The organism is Nostocoides jenkinsii Ben 74 (genome assembly GCF_001046875.1).
Taxonomy (GTDB): Bacteria; Actinomycetota; Actinomycetes; order Actinomycetales; family Dermatophilaceae; genus Nostocoides_A; species Nostocoides_A jenkinsii.
In genome coordinates, this window is sequence record NZ_HF571038.1 from 3,391,908 (window position 1) to 3,410,844 (window position 18,937).

Sequence of the window (18,937 nt, forward strand, 5' to 3'; positions counted from 1 at the left end):
GGCAGGGTCATAGCGTCCAAGCAACAGCCTCCACTGGATCGGGGCTGAAGGCTGGGAGGCTGGACCGGTGGCAGGCACGAGACGGCAGTTGACGATCAAGGACCGGGCGGAGATTTCGGCTGGGTTGAAGGCGGGCTGGAGCCCGGCGCGGATCGCGCGTGACCTGGGCCGGGATCGGTCAGTGATCACCCGGGAGATTGCCCGGAACTCCACCAAGACGTGTGGGTATCGGGTGGTCAGCGCCGACGTGCGGGCCCAACGGCGCCGCGCCCGTCCGCAGCCGCGCAAGGTGGCCGCCGATCCGCTGCTGGGTCAGCGGGTGTTGGCCGATCTGCGGCAGTCTCGCACGCCCCGTCAGATCGCCGGCCGGTTGAAGTTGGAGGCCGAGGACGCCACCGTGGAGGTCATGAAGGGTTCCCTACCGGCCGGTGGCCTGCTGGCTTCGCACGAGGCGATCTACCAGTTCATTTACGCCATGCCCCGCGCCGAGCTGGTCCGCCACGGGGTCTTCCTGCGCTCCAAGCGCACCCAGCGAAAGCCCCGCTCATCGAGCAGGCGCGGGGCCCCGATCGTGGGGATGCGTCCCATCACCGCCCGGGAGAACGAACACCCCGGCAGCGCCGAGCGGAGGGTACCCGGGCACTGGGAAGGCGACCTGATCATCGGCAAGAACGGCGCCAGCGCTGCAGCCACCATGGTCGAGCGGATGTCCCGGTACACCGTGATCGTGGCCCTGCATCACGGCAAGTCCAGCGACGACCTGGCCGAGGTCCTGATCGAGCACGTCAACGCCCTACCCGAAATGATGCGCGCCTCGCTGACTTGGGATCAAGGCAGCGAGATGGCCCGCCACGCCGCGCTGACCGTCGCCACCGACCTGCCGGTGTACTTCGCCGATCCACACAGCCCCTGGCAGCGTCCCAGCAACGAGAACACCAACGGCCTGATCCGTGAGTACATCCCCAAGGGCGAGAACATCCCCGCCCATCAGCCCTACCTGAACTCCATCGCCGAAGAACTCAACGAACGCCCCCGAGCCGTCCTGGGCTACCTCACCCCCCGCGAATCCTTCGAACGACTCCTCCTCGGCCAACCCCACGTTGCTACGACGCCTTGACACCGCCCCTGAACTTCGCGGGCAACAGCCGCGAGGCGATGGAGTATTACCAATCCATCTTCGGCGGCGAGCTCCGCGTCCTGAGCTTCAGCGACTTCGGGATGAGCGACATGCCCGCCGACGGCACCATGCACGCGGCCCTGATCGGCCCGCACATCACGATCATGGCCAGCGATGCGATGCCGGGTGCCGAGGCGACGTGGAATGGCACCCGCAACTACATCGCGTTCATGGGCGACGAGCTCGACCTGATGACGGGGTGGTACGACAAGCTCGCCGCGGACGGCACCGGCGGCCAGCCCCTGGCCGCGCAAGCCTGGGGCGACATCTATGGCGACGTCAAGGACAAATTCGGCATCGAGTGGATGTTCAACATCAGCCCCACCCCGGCCGACGATCAACCCAGCTGACACGGCTTCCGGGGGCCCGGGTGAGTGCCTCGACCCCCTTCGTTCACAACGAGAGGAGTGCAATGCGGACGTATGACGTGTGTTTCCCTCCGCGGGCCGGCGAGGCGTCCGCGGTGGACGCCGCGGTGCTTGGCGAGTTCCTCCTCGCGTGGCAGACGCTGCTCTACCGGGTCACTCGGGAGGCCGCTGACCTTGCCGACCTCGGCCGGACGGTTCGACAGGTCGAGAGCCTCAGCCTGTGCCGGGTCAGTTGGGAGGGTCCGGGGGCGGTTCGATTCCAGGTTGGCGACCCCGCCACCTTGGAGGTCGACCCACTGGCGGATCGGGCCGACGTCATGATGGCGCGCATCGTTGCCGGGCTGATCACCAACCGGCGCGCTCCAGGGATCACCAATCCCATCGCCGACGCGGTCGACGGGCTGGTTCGCGTTCTGCCGAAGCTCGGGCCGACCGTCATCGTCGGCTTCCCCGACGGCAACGCCGCTCGCCTGGTGACCGCCGAGCTGAGCCGCGAGCCGTGGCGGCAGAGCCGGACCGAGCCCGTGGAGGCAGCCACCATCACGGGGCGGTTAGAAATGGCCGATCTGCACAGCGCTCGGTTCCGGGTTCGCGACCGGGAGGGCACGCCATACGACGTGTCCGATGTCGCCGAGCCGGTGCCTGCTGCGCGCCTGGTCGGCACGATCGTGACGGTGCAGGGCGTGCTGCAGCCGGGCACCGGCACCCAACATCACCGGATCGAGCAGGGCCGCATCCACCCGACTGAGCCCGCGCGTGCGGGACGGGCCAGACCCGCCCCGGAACCGCTGGACCTCGGCGATGAGCAGTGGCGGCAGTTCCTCGACGACCACGGGAAGGAGTTCTGATTGCCTCTCGGCCGGCCGATTGTGAGCAGGCCGGGATGGGCGAGCAGTTGGCCAAACTCCTCGGACTCAGCCCGTCGAAATGTGAGCGAAACCGTTCCGACGGCTTGGCCCAAAGTCCTGCGGAATCCGGCGGTGAGACCTAGCCTGTCAAAGAGTGTCCTGGGTCGGACACCGGGACAGGAGGGGTCCGTGTCTAAGGCAGCCATCTCACTAACCACTGGTCTTGAGGACGCAGAGAAAGTCACGGTCGCCTTCCTGGTCGCCGTCGGTGCGGCGGAAGGTGGACGCGACACACTGATCTTCCTTACCAAGGAGGCCGTGCGGCTCGCGATCGACGGCTTCGCCCGCGCTACGGCCTGCGACGGCTGCCCGCCGCTGACCGAGCTGATGGCCCGCTTTGCAGATGCCGGGGGCCGGTACATCGCCTGCGGAGTTTGCGTGCAGGCCAAGGGGATAGACGCCTCAACGCTAGTAGCCAACGCGGAAGTGGCCGGGACCGTGCAGCTCTGGGAGTGGATCGGCGACGGCGCGACCACCTTCAGTTTCTGACCGCGCGATATGACCGACATCCCGAACTACGAGCGGGCCTTCGGCGGCCGACCTGAGGCGTATGCCGCCTGGCGCGCCCTCGCGGCGGCCATCTCCGGCGGCATGGACCATCGCACCTACGAGATCGCCACGGTCGCCGCGGCGCGGGCCCTGCGCAGCACCTACTGCAGCCTCGCCCACGGCGAGGTGCTGCTCGAGCGTTATGCCGATCGCGATGGCCTCCGGGCCGTCCTCGCCGCGGCGGACGGCAACAGGCCCGACGTCACTGCAGCTGACAGCGCTACATCATCAGGCAGGACCTCCACCAGCCCGGTGACGGCGCCTACCGCCGAGTCTTTGATCGCCGATCGGGACGCCGTCATCGCGGCATTCGCCGCACGCGTGGCCCGAGACGCGCCCGATATTGACGACGCCGAGCGCGCTTCGCTCCGAGCACGCGGGCTGAGCGACGCGGACATCGTGGATGTCATCCTCGCTGTCGCGGCCCGCTGCTTCTTCAGCACCGTGCTCGATGCGACAGGCACTCGCGCGGACGCGGCATACCGCGAGCGCCTGCCCGCCGACCTCGTCTCCGAGTTGACCTGCGGTCGCGAGCCTCTGTGATCCGTAATTCGGTACGACAATCGGCGGCCCAGACGCCGCCTGAATCTTGCCCGCCGATCATCGTACTGAAGGAATGCCACTGACACGCGAGGACGACGCTGCCCGCCCGTCACCAGGAGCCGCCACCTCCGCCGCCCCCACCACCGCCGGATGAGCCGGACCCGGAACTGCCGGTCGAGGACGAGTTGCTGACCGACGTGGAGAGGGAGTCACCGAAGGACGATCCGGTCGGATAGGAGTCGTAGAAAGCAGGCCCCGCATACCAGACAGGCGAAGACGGGATGCGCCCCTCACGGGCGAGTTCGGCGCAGACCTGCTGCCAGTGGTCGGCGAGGTCAAACATGATGGCCCACGGTAGGTAGGCGCTGAAGATGTCCTGGCCCTCCTCGAAGCGCAACTGGTTGGCCTCCGCCGTCGCGATGTAGCGCTTGAAGCCGACGACCTGATCGGTCAGGGCACGCCCCTGTGCCGTCCGGTAGCCGTAGGCACGACGGAACGCCGCATAGAACAAGCCCGCCGCGACGAGCCCGCCCGGGAGGAGATAAATCGCGCCCGCCGGGGCGAACTTCACGACCAGCACGAGGGTCACGGCGAGGGCCACGAGGGCGGCCAGCACGGCATACATCCCGAAGCGCGCGGGGCCGCCCTTCTCCCGGAAGTCGCTCTCGCGCTTCGAGATCGCCTTGGTCAGCGCGCTCGCCGCCGCCGCGAAGCGTTTGGCATCCTCATCGTCCGGGTCATCCAGAACCATCGACCCAGTGGGACCAAGGGCCTCGGTTACGAACGCCCGCCGGTAGTCGTCGTCCACAGGCGGCAACTTGTCGAGCGCCACCAGGGTCGCCGTGCGCTGGAGTCCGCCCGTCTCCTTGAATTCCTTGCCGTCCATGGGCTGGGCGCTGATCCGGATGACACCGAGGTGCGCGAGCTCGGCGAGCGTCGCCGCGGGGCCTCGGCCGGCCGCGCTGGACGAGAGCAGCCGCCCCCCAACCGCGGGCGGGAGATCCGGCGGGTTGAACTGCACGGGTATGGCGTTCTCGTCGATGTCGTCGATGACCACCGGCGCGCTGGGGTCGACGACACCGGGCGGGACACCGGCATACCGACGATCGCGGTTGGCTCGGGTGATGCCGATGGCGGCGGCCAGGGAAAGCAGGACGGCCAGAACGCTGCCGCCGATCGTGGCCGGCCCGAGGTGCGCTCGGCGCGCGAAGGTCCCCGCCGGGACGACATCGGGTTGCGCGTTCTCGACCGACCCGGCCGGCAATTGAACGGAGATGGTCACGCCTTCCCCGGCCTTGAGCTCGGACGCGGATGCCATGGCCGCACCGTCGGCGACGCGCCCCTGACATTGCTCCTCGGAGCCCACCACGCCCTGGTAGCAGCTCACCGACAACGGAGCCGCCGTCGAGCGGACGCGGATGTCGACGCGGTCGAGGTCCGCATCCCAATCGTTGCCGGTGGCATTCCAGTACAGCTCGGGCGTGCCGTCGACCGTCCGCAGCGCCCCCGTCAGGCGGTAGCTGATCTCGTAGGACGCAGTCCGCCCCGGGATCGTCTTGTCCTTGTCGCCGATCTTGAGTTCGATCCAGTCGGTGCGGAAGCCCTTGTGCTGCGTGGACTTTTCGACGTCATCCGGTGCATCTGGCGAGGTGACGCGGAGGTTGCTGACGCCATAGCGGACGTCGCGATCCGAGCCGTCGCCGAACGGCTGCCGGGTGATGAGTTCGCGATAGATCCCGTGCCGGCCGGTGCTGGCGAACTGGTAGTCGATGCGCTCGGTGACGTCGATCGAGCCGTCGGGCCGGATCAGATACTCGATGGCGAAATGGCTGACTGCGTCGCCCGACTCCGCCTGGGCGGGCGCTGCCCAGCCGAGCACGACGAGCGCGGCTAGGACCAGGCCGGCCACGCGGCATACGCCTCGTTTCACGTCTCCCCCTTTGGACGGTGACCGATCACGCTCCACGATGTCATGGACGTCGGCGCCGCGCGGCGGGTTCCGACGGGCAACTCAGCACAAGTTAGTCAAACCGGTCAGGAACAGCGCGAGGGCGAGGGCGAGGCGGGCGATCTCGGCGGGGTCGACGGATTCGTCGGTGGCGTGGATGCGGGAGGCGGGCTCCTCGACGCCCAGCAGCATGATCTCGGCGTCCGGGTGCAGCTCGGCGAGCGCGACGGTCAGGGGGATCGAGCCGCCCTGGCCCGTCTCCACCGCCTCCCGCCCGTAGGCGGCGGCCATCGCCGCGCGCATCGCCGCATATGCCGGTCCGTCCGTCCGGGCCGCGAACCCCCGACCCAGGGTGAGCGGCTCGATCTCGACCAGGCCGTATGGCGTGTGCGCGCGCAGGTGCTCCACCAGACATCGTTGTGCCACAGCGGGATCCATCGTGGCGGGGACCCGGAGGTTGACGATCGCGGACGCCTCCCCCTGCACGGCGGCCGTCACCCGGGCCGTCGCCGGCGCGTCGATGGCCAGCACGGTCGCGGCGGGACGGGCCCAGAGCAGGTCGCCGATGGCGCCATCCCCGACCGGATCGACCCCGGCCAGCAGGGCGGCGTCCTCCCGGAACCGCCCCAGGTCGTATGCCGCGCCCGGCCACACCCCGCTCGCGTCCAGTCCGTCGATGGTCGTCTCGCCCGACGGGGAGCGGAGCGAGGCGAGCGTCGTCAGCAGCGCCTGCAGGGCGTCCGGGGCGGCGCCACCGAACATCCCGGAGTGCGCGGCGTGGGCCAACGTCCGTACGGTGATCCGCACTGACCCGGTGCCTCGCAGCGAGGTCGTCAAGGTCGGCAGCCCGGCTTCGATGTTGCCGGTGTCGGCCATGACGATCACGTCGGCCGCGACGAGATCCGGACGCGCCGCCGCAAGCTCGGCCATCCCGCCCGCCGACTGCTCCTCCGATCCTTCGACGACCACCGCCACTTCGACCGGCCACTCCCCGACGACCTCCGTGAGGGCCTGCAGCGCCAACAACAGCGCCACGAGGTTGCCCTTGCAATCGGCGGCGCCACGGCCATACCACCGCCCGTCCCGCTCGGTGAGCGTCCAGGGATCCGAGGACCACGCCGCCACGTCGCCGACGGGCACCACGTCGTGGTGGGCATAGAGCAGCACCCGAGGCGCGCCGGGCCGGGCGACCCGCCCGCAGACCGCCGACGAGCCGTCCGGGGTCGCTTCCAGCGCCGCGGGCACCCCGGCCTGCGCCACCAGCGACCGCACCAGTTCAGCAGCCCGCGCACACTCGGCCGGGTCCTCGATGCGGGCGTCGAAAACCGAGCGGCACGCGACGAGAGCGGCGAGATCGGCGCGGGCACGCGGCATACGGTCGGCAATGGCGGCGGCGAGCCGTTCCTTAGTCATCAGCCCCCCGCTCACTCAAAAACCAACCTGACAAACCCAAGGCTTACTCATAGACATACCGCTGCGGCCCCGGATACAACCAGGAGAGCCCGGCCTGAAGCCGATCACGCCAGTTGTCCCAGTTGTGGCCGTCGCGATTCTCCTCATACTTCACGGTGATCCCCGCCTCGCGGAAGACCGAGACCATCGACCGATTGGGCGTGATCAGCGGCTCATAGATGCCGCACGACATATACATCCGGTCGGTGAAGCGCGTCGGCTTCGCGCGGTACTTGTTGACGAACTTCACCACCGGATCGAAGTACGGCCCACCGCCGTGGTCCTGCCCGATGTCCGTGAACACCAACGACGCCGACTGGATCAGCAGCGAACCGAACACCCCGGGATAGCGATAGGCCGTCGAGACCGAGGCGATACCGCCGAAGCTCGATCCCATCAGGCACCGCCCGGCCGGAGGCTCCACGAGCGGATAGGCCGCCTCCAACTCGGGCAGCAGTTCCCGCGCAAGAAAACGCGCGTGCGGCGCGTGATTCGGATACTCGCGCAGCCGGTCTCCCGGCGGGACGAAGGCGACGATCATCGGCGCGATATCCAGCCGGTGAATCAGGTTGTCCAGCACGGTCTTCATGGCGGCGAACTGCACATACTCGGGGCCGTCGTGCACGATCAGCAAGGGATACCGCAGGACGGTGTTGAAGCGCGCCGGCGTATAGAGCAGATACCGCTGGTCGCGCCGCAGCGCCTTGCTCTTGATGTGGCGCTCCACCAATTCACCGGATCGCGCCTCCGGATCGGGCTGGGTCCAGTCGGGCACCTGATAGCCCTGGCCGGCACACACCGAACTCGATCCCATCGGCGAGTGCGCCACCCGCTGGTTCAGCGGGTCGTTGAACCGCTCATAGTGCTCCCCACGACGCACCTCCAACTGGTATTCGACCCGCGACCCGGCCGGCAGGTCCACCGTCGCCGCCCACAGATCCGTCCCGGTGAGCCGCTTCATCGGCAGGGGATCGGGCAGCCCGACGACGCGATGGCGCACGAAGACCTCGTCGGCCTCCCCCCGGAACAAGAAGGTCGCCCGCTGCCCCTCGATGATCGGCGAGGCGTACTTCGTCACGAACTGCGTCACCACCTCCGCCGAGAGGTCGGGGCGCTCGCGCAGCCGGTTGATCGCGAGCTTGCCGCGCATCACAGATCCTCTCCGGTGCGCACGAGACCGTCGGCGCCCACGCGCCGCGCGACATCGGGCAGTAGCCCGTCCGCCCCGACGTCGAGCACGACCCCGTCGTCGAGCAGCACGCAATCGGCCGACTCGAAGCGGGTCGCCAGGATGCCGAGCCGCCCCGGGTCGTCCATCTTCAGCCGCCGCCGCGCGTGCGGGAAGACCACGACGTCACGCACTCGGCCCAGCCCCCGATCAAATAGTTCAGTCTCGGTCGCCCCCTCGGGCCCGAAGTCGTGGAAGAGCGCGATCCGCTCCGTCATCGCCATGGCCCCGGCCGACCACGCGATCACCGGGACCTCCGGCGGCACCGAGATGGCGAACAACCGCAGCACGCTCATCAGCGTGCGGATATTGCCGCCGGGGAAGACCCAGGCGACACAGTCGTTGTGAAGCTCGCGGAGTTCGTGCCGATGCCAGGCGATGACCTCACTCGTGGTCACGCCTCCCTCGACCTCCATCTCCTGATAGAGCCGCTGCGCCTCCCGCAGATACCAGTCGTCGATCGCACGGACCCCCGCGATGGCGTCCCCCATGGCTCGGTATGCCGCGGAGTGCCGCGCGCGGGCCGGGTGCAGCGGGATTTGCCGCTGCACGGCATACACCCCGGACATCGCGTGGGCGAGCCGGATCCGGTAGAGGCCGCTCAACTCGTCCTGTCGACCCCGGAAGGCGGTCACCGCGACCGCGAAGTCCGGATCCTTGCGCAGGACGTCGGTGAGCCGGTAGTAGAGGCGCAGGCCCCGCATCCGGTGATCGAGGGCGGCGTCGAGTTCGCCGACGTCGTCCTCACGCTCCTCCCAGCCGGCGTTGATGACGGCGACCGGACCGGAGGTCTCCAGCGAGCGCAAAGCGGAGGTGGCTCGGACCGTAAAGCGTTGCGGCCCAAGGATGATGGTGCGCACGGAACAGACCGTGCCTCACCCGCCGTAGACGTGGACAGTGCGACCCACGTCGTCCAGCATTTCGCGCAGCCGGTCGTAGTCGGGGTGGCGCATCCGCAGGTAGGCGTTGGCCATGTAGCCCGCTTCCACCGCCTGGGTGTGGTGCCCGACGTGGGGGAAGTGGGAGTCGAGGATCCACTCGCCATACCGCCCGTAGACGTCCTCGATGCCGCTGTAGCCGGTGATGACGCCGTCGCGATCCGGGCGCAGGGCCACGATCCCGGCCGCATAGCGCCGCGTCATCGGCTGCTCGGCGCGGCCGTGCGTCTGCACGTGCGCCCACTCGCGATAGATGTCGACGTCGTTGGCGGCCGAGTAGAGATCCCAGGCACCGACACCCGGCGGCCGCGCGCCGATCTCGGAGAAGCGCAGGCCCTTGGGCCCGTAGAACCACTCCATGTGCGTCGCCGACGTGCCGATGTTGAAGGCCTCGATGACCCGCCGACCCAACTCGGCGACTTCGCCATAGAAGGAGGAGTCCGCGAGGCGGTTGGTCGTGATGAACTGCGGGGAGATCCAGCGGGTGCGCATGGCCTCCAACACGTTGGGGTAGTAATGCGTGGCCCAGTCGTGCACGACGTTGTTGTCGACGCAGATGGTGTCGTAGAACCCCTCGTGCCCTTCGACGAACTCCTCCACCGCGATCGAGGTGGCGCCGCTGGCGCCGAACAGCGTGATCGCATGGGCCAACTCCGTGTCGTTGTCGACGCGCATGGTGTTCTGCGCCCCGGCGCCGGCGCGGGGCTTGAGGATCAACGGATAGCCGATCTTGGCGGCAAAGTCCCAGATCTCGCTCGCGGTATCCGCCGCCGTGGAGGCCGCCGTGGGCACGCCGACCTCGCGCAGCGCTGCCTTCATCGACGGCTTGTCCCGGCACAGCCAAGTCGCGTGCACCGACGTGCCGGGTATGCCCGTAGCCTCGCGCACCTGCGCCGCGCACATCGTGTGGGCCTCGATGGTCGCCTCGAGTTTGTCGACCCACACCTTGGACTGGATGAAGCGCACCGCGTCAGTCATCTCGTGCACGCTCGTGCAGTTGTTGACCTTGTAATAGCCGGACATCGCCCCGCGCAACTCCTCGTCCAAGGCCCACTCCTCGGACTCACCGATGCCGATGACATTGGCTCCGACCGCTGCCAACGCCAGCACGAACCGGCGCTGGTTGTTGGGGAAGGACGGCTCGACAAAGACGATATTCATGGGCCCGACCCTATGGCCCCGGTAGGTCGCCTGTCGCCGCCCCCGACCCGCGTCTTGGGTGTCACGTCTCGCGTCGCCACCGCGATCATGATGGGATCGAGCCATGACCAACGTCATCGAGACGCGGGGGCTGGTCAAGAGGTACGGGGACCTCACAGCCGTGGACCACGTCGATATCGCTGTCCCCCAAGGAACTTTCTTCGGCCTGCTGGGGCCAAATGGTGCCGGCAAGACGACGACACTCGAACTCATCGAGGGCATTCGGGAACCCGATGAGGGCGAGGCACTGATCTTCGGCGAGAAGGTATGGCCGCGTAACCGCGCCCTCCTCCCCCGCATTGGCGTGCAACTCCAAGCCTCCGCGTTCTTCGAACGGCTCACCGTGGCGGAACAGCTTCGCTGCTTCGCGGAGTTGTATGCCGTGCCCCTCACCCGCATCGATCGCATGATCGAGCTCGTCGGACTGGAAGACAAGCGGACGGTGCGGACCGAGGACCTGTCCGGCGGACAGAAGCAGCGCCTCTCCATCGCGTGCTCCCTCATCCACGACCCGGAGATCGTCTTCCTCGACGAGCCCACCGCTGCCTTGGACCCGCAGGCACGGCGCAACCTCTGGGATGTCCTGCGCGCGATCAACGCCGAGGGCCGCACTGTCGTGTTGACGACGCACTACATGGACGAGGCCGAGATCCTCTGCGACCAGATCGCGATCATCGACCGCGGGAAGATCCTGACTACGGACACGCCGCGGAATCTGATCACGGGCCTCGGCGCGGCATACCGAATCCTGCTCTCGGAGGGGGCCGTGAGCGAGGAGGAGGCGAATCGGCTCCCCGGCGTGGAAAGCGCGAGTCTCGACAACGGGACGCTGGCACTGACGACGCACGAACCGTCGCCGGTCCTCACCGCCCTGGCCGAACGCGATGCGCTCCACGGCCTTCAGGTCACCAGCGCCACCTTGGAAGACGTCTTCCTCACCCTGACCGGACGGGAGTACCGCGCATGAACGGCTTCATGGCCCTGGCCCGGGCCCAGTGGAAGGGCTTTTGGCGGGACAAGCAGAACTGGTTCTGGCTGATGGCTTTCCCGCTGATGTTCCTGCTGCTGTTCGGCTTCCTGTTGCGCGACGCCGGGGCGAGCAAGAACACGCTGACGCAGATCGGCTCTGTCGCGATCATCGACCAACTGCCGCCCGAGGCGAAGACGCAGTTCGACAATCTCTTCGACGTCACCAAGACCACGGACGCGGCCGCCGCCGTGGAGAGCGTCCGCAAGGGCGACGTCGATGCGGCCGTGGAGCAACGCGGCAACGAGGTGATCCTGCATTACAGCCAGGCGGATCAGGTCAATGCGGCGCGGGTCCAGGGCACGCTGGGGGCCTTCGTGGACGCGGCCAATGTCGCGATCTCGGGCAAGCCGCCGACCTTCACCCTCGACGCCGTTGCCGCCGAGGACAACTCCCTGAAGCCCATTCAGTTCATCGCGCCCGGGCTGCTGGGGTGGGCGGTGGCGATGGGCGCGACCTTCAACGCGGCGATGCCGTTCGTGACCTGGCGAACCAACAAATTGCTGCGTCGCATCCGGCTGACGCCGGTGCGCACGGAGTCTCTGGTCGCCTCACGGCTGCTGGTCTCGGTGGCCGTCGCGCTGGTCCAGATGGTGGTGTTCCTGGCGGTCGGGGTCGGGCTCTTCGACCTCAAACTCAGCGGCTCGTGGTGGATGGCCATCCCGCTGCTGGTGTGCGCCACGCTCGCCTTCATGGCGATCGGGTTGATCGCCGGCGCCATCTCGCGAACAGCCGAGGCCGCGTCGGGAATCGCCAACGTCATCATTTTGCCGATGGCCTTCTTGTCCGGCTCGTTCATCCCGCTGGATCAGGCGCCGCCGTGGCTTCAGACGATCTCGAAGTTCCTGCCCCTTGGGCAACTCAACGAGGGACTGCTGGACACCATGGTTCGCGGCGAAGGCCCCGGGTCGGCCATGATGCCGATGGCGGCCCTGCTCGGGTTCGCCGTCGTCTTCGGGCTGATCGCGGCCCGATTGTTCCGCTGGGAGGACTAGCCGTTCGCGCGGGCTGCCGACGGTTGAAAGAGGGCTGTCGGCGGGGCCGGTTACGATCGACCCCACGGCGAAGGAGGTAGCCATGGGGCGGTTGCAGCGGATCGAGCACAAGCTCGAACGCGCCATCAATGGCGCCTTCGCCAAGGCGTTCCGGGCTGAAGTCCAGCCAGTCGAGATTGCCAGCGCGGTGCGTCGGGCGATGGATGACCGCGCGCAAACCCTGGCCAAGGGTCGCACGCTGGTGCCCAGTTGCTACACGATCGAGTTGTCGCCCACGGACTACGCGCGGTTGACGACCTATGAGGCCGATCTGCGGGAGGAGTTGCTGGCGGCGGCGGACGAGCACGCCGAGAGCCAGCGCTACCGGCCGAAGGGGCCGTTCGAGGTCGCGGTCAGGCGCGGCGAGGACTTGGAGACGGGGGTCTTCCGGATCACGCCCGAGGCACTCAATGAAGCCGAGTCGGCCGAAGATCGGCGTCCGGCCAGGGGCGCCCCGGCCGAGAAGCCCGCGACCCCGCAGGTGTTCGGCCGGCCGGAGGCTGAGCGGCGCCGCGCGGAGACCGAGTCACGCCGCGGCAAGGTCTATGACTATGAACGCGGGGACTATGACCGCGGGGACGACGACCGCGCCAACGACGATCGCGCTGGCGCCTCGCGCGTCGACCCCGAGCAATCCGAGCGCGAGCAGCCAAAGGAACGCACTCAGGCACCGGTCATCAAGTCGACCAAGCGCACGCCGCCCCCGCGGCCGGCATCCTCGCGCCCGGAGACGGTGAAGCCCACCGATCGGCCGTGGTTGGAGATCAATGGCGAGCGCTACCCGCTGATTCACGCGCGCACCATACTCGGGCGTGACACGGGCGCTCAGATCGTCATCGACGACCCCAATGTGAGCCGGCGCCACAGCGAGGTGCGGGTGACCACCGACGGCCCGCATCTGGTCGCCAACATCCGCGACTTGGGCTCAACCAATGGCACGTGGGTCAACGACGAGCGCGTCACCAGCCTGCATCTGCACGCGCGTGATCGGATCCGCATCGGCCAGACCGAGATCGTCTTCCACCCCGGGCGACGGTGAGCCGGCGGCGATGAGCGAACTCACTCTGACGATCCTGCGGCTGGGCCTGTTGGTCCTGCTGTGGCTCTTCGTGTTCAGCCTTGCCGGGGTGCTGCGCGGGGATCTGTATGGCACCCGTGTGGTCTCGCGGATCACCACTCACACGGCCCCGGCGACACCGGTCCCGGCCGTGTCGCGCCGGGAGCGGCGCAGCAAGCCCGCCACTGGCGGGCCCCGCAATCTCGTCGTCACCTCCGGCCCGCTCGAAGGCACGCGCATCCCGCTCGGCGACAACGACATCCTGATCGGCCGCAACGCCGAGTGTCTGCTCGTGCTCGACGACGACTTCGCCTCCGGCCGCCACGCGGCGTTCGTGCGCACCCCCGACGGCTGGGCCGTGGAGGACCTCGGCTCGACGAATGGCACGTTCGTCGACGGCGAGCGCATCGCGGAGTTGGTCGGCATCGCCCCGGGCAACGAGGTGCAGATCGGCCGCACGACCATCGAGTTGCAGAAGTAGCCCGGTGCCCATCGCCTTCCGCTACGCCGCCCGGTCGGATGTCGGCCTGGTTCGCTCCGAGAACCAGGACTCCGGCTACGCCGGCCCGCACCTGCTCGTGGTCGCCGACGGGATGGGCGGGCACGCCGGCGGCGATATCGCCAGCTCGACCGTCATTGGGCACCTGGTGCAACTCGACGATGATGCCTCGGGCGGCGGCGACTCCGCCGACGAGTTGGCGGCCGCCATCGCCCGGGCCAATCGCGATCTCCAACGCATCGCTGCCGAACGCGCCGAGTTGACCGGCATGGGTACGACCGTCACCGCACTGCTCCGCTCCCGCAACAAACTCCTGGTGGCCCACATCGGCGACTCCCGGGCCTATCTGTGGCGCGGCGGCCAGCTGGCGCGGATGACGACCGATCACTCCTTCGTCCAGACGCTCATCGACCAAGGCCGGATCACCCCCGAGCAGGCCAGCACCCACCCGCAACGCTCGCTCGTGACCCGCGTCCTGACCGGTGCTCCTCGGGATGTGCCCGACGTGGGCGCTCGTGAGGCGTTGCGCGACGACCGCTACCTGCTGTGCTCCGACGGCCTCTCGGGCTTCGTCGCCGACGAGACGATCGGCGAGATCCTGGCGACGGGCACCCCCGACGAGGCCGCGGACACGCTGGTCGAGCTCGCCCTGCGAGCCGGGGCCCCCGACAATGTCACCGTCATCGTGGCCGATGTCGTCGACCTCACCCGCGGCCACATTCCGTCGGTCTCCCCGCAGATCGTCGGCGCCGCCCGGCTCAGCCCGGCCGGGTCGCGCGCCCTGCGGCAGACCCCTGCCGCCAAGGCGGCGGAGCTCTCCCGCAAGCTCGGCCTGGACGAGGAGCGTGAGGCGGTCGAACGCCTGACCCTGGCCGAGGAGAAGCCGAGCACCCGCCGCGGCCGGTTCGTCAAGCTGTTGGGGGCGATCGCGGCCCTGGTCGTGGTGATCGCGGGGGGTGCCTACGCGGCATTCGCCTGGACCCAACAACAGTTCTTCGTCGGCGAGTCCCAGGGCAAGGTCACCGTCTTTCAAGGGGTGAAGGACGACCTCGGGCCGGTGCGCTTGTCGACGGCGGTGGTCGTCAGCGATGTCGCCGTGGCGGACTTGCCGGAGACCTACCGGGTCATCGTCCAAAACGGCGTCACCGCCAACGACCGGGCCGATGCCGACGCCCGCGTCGCCGAGCTGCGCGATCAAGCCCAGGCATGTGTGGCCGCCCGCGCGCGCAACACCACGTGCGGCGCCGGTCCCGTCACGGCGCAGTCCTCGACCACCTCGAGCACGACGAGCGCCACCGCGACCTCCACCTCCTCGACCCCGTCCAAGTCCGCCTCCTCGTCATCGACCGCGTCCTCCACCTCCACGACCTCCACGACCCGGCCGCCACGATCGTCGAGCACGTCCACACCCACCCCCTCGGGGACGAGCCGATGAGCGCCATAACCTCGCTCCGCCCGCGCCGCGGCCGCAATGTCGAGTTGCTCCTGCTGCTCTTCGCGGTGGGGATCGTGGTGCTCGCGTATGTCAGTGTCGAAGCCGCCGTGCACGATGCCGTCCCCGCCGGGCTGCTCACCCAGGCGGGCGGGCTGCTGGCTATCGCGATCGCCTTCCATCTCGTGCTGCGATTCCGCGTCTCGTATGCCGATCCACTCCTCCTGCCCATCGCCACCCTCCTCAACGGGCTCGGGCTGGTGATGATCCACCGCATCGAACTCGCCCGCCCGGAGACGAGCGCAACGGCGGGGATGGCGATGCGGCAGCTCACCTGGAGCACACTCGCGGTGGTCATGGCCGTGGTCGTCCTGCTGTGGCTGCGCGATCACCGGATGCTGCGCCGCTACACCTATCTCACCGGCGCCGCGGGCCTCGCGCTGCTCCTGCTGCCGCGGGCGCCCTGGATCGGCCGCGAGATCAACGGGGCCCAGATCTGGATCGGGATCGGGCCGTTCTCCTTCCAGCCGGGCGAGGTCGCCAAGCTCATGCTGGCGATCTTCTTTGCCGGCTATCTCGTGCAGACGCGAGATGCCCTGTCGATCGCCGGACGCAAAATCCTCGGGGTCACGATGCCGCGTGGGCGCGATCTCGGACCCATCCTGCTGATGTGGCTGCTCAGCCTCGCGGTGCTGGCCTCGCAGAAGGACCTCGGCTCGGCCCTGCTGTTCTTCGGCCTCTTCGTCGCCATGCTCTATGTCGCGACCGAGCGCACCTCCTGGATCGCCATCGGCCTGATCCTGGCCGCCGCGGGGGCGTATGCCGCCTTCCACGTGTTCACGCACGTCCAGGAGCGCGTGACCTTGTGGCTGCATCCGTTCTCCGCCGAGGCCAAGGCCATCTCCACCCAACTCGCGACCGGCCTGATGGGGATGGCCTCGGGCGGAATGCTCGGCAACGGCCTGGGTCAGGGCCGCCCCGACCTCACCCCGTGGGCGGAGTCCGACTTCATCGTCGCCTCGTTCGGTGAAGAGCTCGGCCTGATCGGCCTGGTCGCCATCCTCATGCTCTATGTCCTGCTGGTCGAGCGCGGCTTCCGGACCGCCATCGGGGTCCGCGACGGCTTCGGCAAGTTGCTCGCGGCCGGGTTGTCGTTCTCGATCGCCCTGCAGTGCTTTGTCGTCGTCGGCGGGGTCACCCGGGTCATCCCCCTGACCGGCCTGACCATGCCATTCCTGTCCCAGGGCGGATCCAGCCTGCTGGCCAACTGGACGCTGATCGCGCTCCTGTTGCGGATCAGCGACCAGGCTCGCCAACCGATCATCGAGGACGCGACGACCGGCAGCCTCCAGGCGGTGGTGCGATGAACGCCCCGATCCGCCGGCTCGCGATGCTCGCGGCCCTGTTGTTCGCCACGCTGCTCATCTCCAGCACCTGGATCCAGTTCGTCGACGCCAAGGCGATCAATGCCCTGCCGGCCAATCGCCGCACCGACCTGACCAACTTCAATCGCGAGCGCGGCGCGATCCTCGTCGCCGGCGACCCCATCGCCTCCTCCCGCCCGGTCAAGGACGAGCTGAAGTGGCTCCGGGTCTATTCGCAGGGCACCCGCTATCCCCACATCACCGGCTTCTACTCCTTCACCGTGCCGCCCGACCGCGGCCTGGAGTATGCCGACAACGCCCTCCTCTCCGGCAGTAGCGACAAGTTGTTCTATCGCCGCATCTCCGACCTGTTCACCGGCCGCGAGCCCGCGGGCGCATCGCTGGAACTCACGATCAACCCGAAGGCACAGGCCGCCGCGGACGAAGCCCTCGGCAACCAGCGCGGTGCCGTGGTCGCCCTCGACCCGCGCACCGGTGCCGTGCTCGCGCTGGTCAGCCACCCGGCATACGACCCGAATGTGTTGGCGATGCACACCTCCGAGGCCGTCGGTAAGGCCTGGGATGCCCTGCTGGCCGACCCCGGGAAACCGTTGATCAACCGGGCGATCGCGGGCAATCTGTATCCCCCCGGCTCGACCTTCAAGCTGATCACCGCCGCGGCGGCGCTCGAAACCGCGAAGTACACCAAGGATTCGGTGCTCCCCGGTCCCGCCCAGTTGACCCTGCCAGGGGTCACCGAGCCGCTGGCCAATCACGACCACCAGGCCTGCGGCGCCGACGACAAGACGACCCTCGATCACGCACTGGTCATCTCGTGCAACACCGCCTTCGCCGATCTCGGGATGACCTTGGGGGCTGACGCGCTCCGCACGCAGGCGGCGAAGTTCGGCTTCGGGGAGGCGCTGCGCATTCCGCTGCCGGTCACGGCCAGCACGATTCCGGCGACGCTCAACGAGCCGCAGACGGCGCAGTCGGCGATCGGACAGTACGAAGTGCGGGCCACCCCCATGCAGATGGCCATGGTGTCCGCGGCAATTGCCAACGAGGGGATTCTGATGCAGCCCTATCTGGTCGAGCGGGTCGTCAGCAGCGACCTGACGATCATCGAGAAGGCCGACCACAAGCAACTGTCCGAGGCGATCTCGCCCGAGACCGCCCAGACGCTGACGACGATGATGGTCGATGTGGTCACCTCGGGCACCGGCACCCCCGCCCAGATCCCGGGCGTCAGCGTCGCGGGCAAGACCGGGACGGCGCAGCACGGCGTCGGCGCGGCCCCGCACGCGTGGTTCACCGCCTTCGCGCCGGCGGACGACCCCAAGGTCGCCGTCGCCGTGGTTGTCGAGGACGGCGGCGATGCGGGCAGCGAGGCCGGCGGCGGCACCGTCGCGGGCCCGATCGCCAAGGCGGTCATGGAGGCGGTGATCAACGGATGAACTCCCGCATTCCGCAACTCCTCGGGGGCCGCTACGAGGTCGGCGAGTTGATCGGGCGCGGCGGTATGGCCGAGGTCCACCACGGCTATGACACCCGCCTCGGGCGTGACGTCGCCCTCAAGATCCTGCGCAGCGACCACCTGCGGGACGCCACCTTCCTCGGCCGGTTCCGCCGCGAGGCTCAGTCCGTCGCCGGACTGAGCGATCCGGCGATCGTGGCGGTCTACGACTCGGGCGAGGAGCGCCAGCGCGAGAGCGGCGGCGCCGAGGTGGCCATCCCCTACATCGTGATGGAGTTCGTCGACGGCCTCACCCTGCGCCAGGTGCTGTCCGAGCGCGGCACGTTGAGCGCCAACGAGGCCGCCCGGATCACCGAGGGCGTCCTCGGTGCCCTCGACTACAGCCACACGAAGGGCATGGTCCACCGCGACATCAAGCCCGCCAATGTGATGATCACCGGCGACGGCGCCATCAAGGTCATGGACTTCGGCATCGCTCGCGCGATGGCTGACGCGCAGGCGACGATGACGCAGACGTCGTCCGTCCTCGGGACCGCTCAGTACATCTCCCCGGAGCAGGCGGAGGGGCAGACCGTCGATTCGCGCTCCGACCTGTATTCGGCGGGGTGCCTGCTGTTCGAGCTCCTGACCGGTCGCACCCCCTTCGTCGGCGAGCCAGTGTCGCTGACCTATCAACACGTGACGAAGCCACCGCCGCTGCCGTCGTCGCTCAACCCGGCGGTGCCGGACGCGCTCG

At 68.6% G+C, this 18,937-nt stretch carries 18 protein-coding genes; 13 read left to right on the forward strand and 5 right to left on the reverse strand.

The genetic code is table 11. The features are described from left to right. Positions 1–67 precede the first annotated feature (67 nt). The 5 genes from BN13_RS16175 (at position 68) to BN13_RS16195 (ending at position 3,545) form a co-directional block, all read left to right on the forward strand. On the forward strand, positions 68–1,117 hold the full coding sequence (locus tag BN13_RS16175) for an IS30 family transposase (protein WP_235433932.1): 1,050 nt from the start codon (positions 68–70) through the stop codon (positions 1,115–1,117). After that, the gene (locus tag BN13_RS16180) at positions 1,114–1,527 is read left to right on the forward strand and encodes a VOC family protein (RefSeq protein WP_048548208.1); all 414 of its coding nucleotides are present in this window, start codon (positions 1,114–1,116) and stop codon (positions 1,525–1,527) included. Before BN13_RS16175 ends, BN13_RS16180 begins: the two co-directional genes overlap by 4 nt. A gap of 62 nt (positions 1,528–1,589) precedes the next feature. Beyond that, the gene (locus BN13_RS16185) at positions 1,590–2,393 is read left to right on the forward strand and encodes a hypothetical protein (protein WP_048548209.1); all 804 of its coding nucleotides are present in this window, start codon (positions 1,590–1,592) and stop codon (positions 2,391–2,393) included. Between the two features lie 189 nt (positions 2,394–2,582). Continuing rightward, positions 2,583–2,942, forward strand: a complete 360-nt coding sequence (locus BN13_RS16190; RefSeq protein ID WP_048548210.1) for a DsrE family protein — start codon at positions 2,583–2,585, stop codon at positions 2,940–2,942. Between the two features lie 9 nt (positions 2,943–2,951). After that, positions 2,952–3,545 carry a carboxymuconolactone decarboxylase family protein gene (locus BN13_RS16195; RefSeq protein WP_048548211.1) on the forward strand — a complete coding sequence of 198 codons (594 nt, stop codon included), beginning with the start codon at positions 2,952–2,954 and terminating at the stop codon, positions 3,543–3,545. Positions 3,546–3,654: 109 nt separating this feature from the next. Here the strand turns inward: BN13_RS16195 and BN13_RS16200 are convergent, their stop codons facing one another. The 5 genes from BN13_RS16200 to BN13_RS16220 all read right to left on the reverse strand — a co-directional run bounded on the left by BN13_RS16200 (position 3,655) and on the right by BN13_RS16220 (position 10,272). Further along, entirely contained in the window at positions 3,655–5,475 is a 1,821-nt protein-coding gene (locus BN13_RS16200; protein ID WP_162199984.1) for a DUF2207 domain-containing protein, read from the reverse strand. Between the two features lie 81 nt (positions 5,476–5,556). Next, a complete protein-coding gene (locus BN13_RS16205) occupies positions 5,557–6,906 on the reverse strand; it encodes a M20/M25/M40 family metallo-hydrolase (RefSeq protein ID WP_048548213.1) in 1,350 nt (449 codons plus the stop codon). A gap of 43 nt (positions 6,907–6,949) precedes the next feature. Beyond that, the gene (locus BN13_RS16210; protein WP_048548214.1) at positions 6,950–8,095 is read right to left on the reverse strand and encodes an alpha/beta hydrolase-fold protein; all 1,146 of its coding nucleotides are present in this window, start codon (positions 8,093–8,095) and stop codon (positions 6,950–6,952) included. After that, positions 8,095–9,033 carry a type 1 glutamine amidotransferase family protein gene (locus BN13_RS16215; protein ID WP_048548215.1) on the reverse strand — a complete coding sequence of 313 codons (939 nt, stop codon included), beginning with the start codon at positions 9,031–9,033 and terminating at the stop codon, positions 8,095–8,097. Before BN13_RS16215 ends, BN13_RS16210 begins: the two co-directional genes overlap by 1 nt. A gap of 15 nt (positions 9,034–9,048) precedes the next feature. After that, positions 9,049–10,272: an ATP-grasp domain-containing protein gene (locus BN13_RS16220; protein WP_048548216.1), complete on the reverse strand. Its 1,224-nt coding sequence runs from the start codon at positions 10,270–10,272 to the stop codon at positions 9,049–9,051. Positions 10,273–10,375: 103 nt separating this feature from the next. Between BN13_RS16220 and BN13_RS16225 the strand changes: the two genes are divergently transcribed. From BN13_RS16225 to BN13_RS16260, 8 genes are all read left to right on the forward strand, one after another. Continuing rightward, positions 10,376–11,278, forward strand: a complete 903-nt coding sequence (locus BN13_RS16225) for an ABC transporter ATP-binding protein (protein ID WP_048548217.1) — start codon at positions 10,376–10,378, stop codon at positions 11,276–11,278. Further along, a complete protein-coding gene (locus BN13_RS16230; RefSeq protein WP_048548218.1) occupies positions 11,275–12,333 on the forward strand; it encodes an ABC transporter permease in 1,059 nt (352 codons plus the stop codon). The genes BN13_RS16225 and BN13_RS16230 overlap by 4 nt, the downstream gene beginning before the upstream one ends. An 82-nt stretch (positions 12,334–12,415) precedes the next feature. Continuing rightward, positions 12,416–13,411 (forward strand): FhaA domain-containing protein, encoded by a 996-nt coding sequence (locus BN13_RS16235; RefSeq protein WP_048548219.1) that lies wholly within the window; start codon positions 12,416–12,418, stop codon positions 13,409–13,411. Positions 13,412–13,421: 10 nt separating this feature from the next. Then, complete coding sequence (locus BN13_RS16240) at positions 13,422–13,910, forward strand: FHA domain-containing protein FhaB/FipA (RefSeq protein WP_048548220.1); 489 nt, start codon at positions 13,422–13,424, stop codon at positions 13,908–13,910. 4 nt (positions 13,911–13,914) lie between these two features. Continuing rightward, positions 13,915–15,363: a PP2C family protein-serine/threonine phosphatase gene (locus BN13_RS16245; RefSeq protein WP_048548221.1), complete on the forward strand. Its 1,449-nt coding sequence runs from the start codon at positions 13,915–13,917 to the stop codon at positions 15,361–15,363. Beyond that, on the forward strand, positions 15,360–16,727 hold the full coding sequence (locus BN13_RS16250) for an FtsW/RodA/SpoVE family cell cycle protein (protein ID WP_048549318.1): 1,368 nt from the start codon (positions 15,360–15,362) through the stop codon (positions 16,725–16,727). The genes BN13_RS16245 and BN13_RS16250 overlap by 4 nt, the downstream gene beginning before the upstream one ends. Further along, on the forward strand, positions 16,724–18,181 hold the full coding sequence (locus tag BN13_RS16255; RefSeq protein WP_048548222.1) for a peptidoglycan D,D-transpeptidase FtsI family protein: 1,458 nt from the start codon (positions 16,724–16,726) through the stop codon (positions 18,179–18,181). Before BN13_RS16250 ends, BN13_RS16255 begins: the two co-directional genes overlap by 4 nt. Further along, positions 18,178–18,937: protein kinase domain-containing protein (locus tag BN13_RS16260; protein ID WP_048548223.1), on the forward strand; the 760-nt coding region annotated here is incomplete at its 3' end. The genes BN13_RS16255 and BN13_RS16260, both read left to right, overlap by 4 nt.

What these genes read in the sequence shown, in the direction of transcription:
- BN13_RS16185 (WP_048548209.1), top strand. Translation starts at nt 1,590, where the DNA reads ATGCGGACGTATGACGTGTGTTTCCCTCCGCGGGCCGGCGAGGCGTCC.
- BN13_RS16195 (WP_048548211.1), top strand. Translation starts at nt 2,952, where the DNA reads ATGACCGACATCCCGAACTACGAGCGGGCCTTCGGCGGCCGACCTGAG.
- BN13_RS16205 (WP_048548213.1), bottom strand. Translation starts at nt 6,906, where the DNA reads ATGACTAAGGAACGGCTCGCCGCCGCCATTGCCGACCGTATGCCGCGT.
- BN13_RS16210 (WP_048548214.1), bottom strand. Translation starts at nt 8,095, where the DNA reads ATGCGCGGCAAGCTCGCGATCAACCGGCTGCGCGAGCGCCCCGACCTC.
- BN13_RS16220 (WP_048548216.1), bottom strand. Translation starts at nt 10,272, where the DNA reads ATGAATATCGTCTTTGTCGAGCCGTCCTTCCCCAACAACCAGCGCCGG.
- BN13_RS16225 (WP_048548217.1), top strand. Translation starts at nt 10,376, where the DNA reads ATGACCAACGTCATCGAGACGCGGGGGCTGGTCAAGAGGTACGGGGAC.
- BN13_RS16230 (WP_048548218.1), top strand. Translation starts at nt 11,275, where the DNA reads ATGAACGGCTTCATGGCCCTGGCCCGGGCCCAGTGGAAGGGCTTTTGG.
- BN13_RS16235 (WP_048548219.1), top strand. Translation starts at nt 12,416, where the DNA reads ATGGGGCGGTTGCAGCGGATCGAGCACAAGCTCGAACGCGCCATCAAT.
- BN13_RS16240 (WP_048548220.1), top strand. Translation starts at nt 13,422, where the DNA reads ATGAGCGAACTCACTCTGACGATCCTGCGGCTGGGCCTGTTGGTCCTG.
- BN13_RS16250 (WP_048549318.1), top strand. Translation starts at nt 15,360, where the DNA reads ATGAGCGCCATAACCTCGCTCCGCCCGCGCCGCGGCCGCAATGTCGAG.
- BN13_RS16255 (WP_048548222.1), top strand. Translation starts at nt 16,724, where the DNA reads ATGAACGCCCCGATCCGCCGGCTCGCGATGCTCGCGGCCCTGTTGTTC.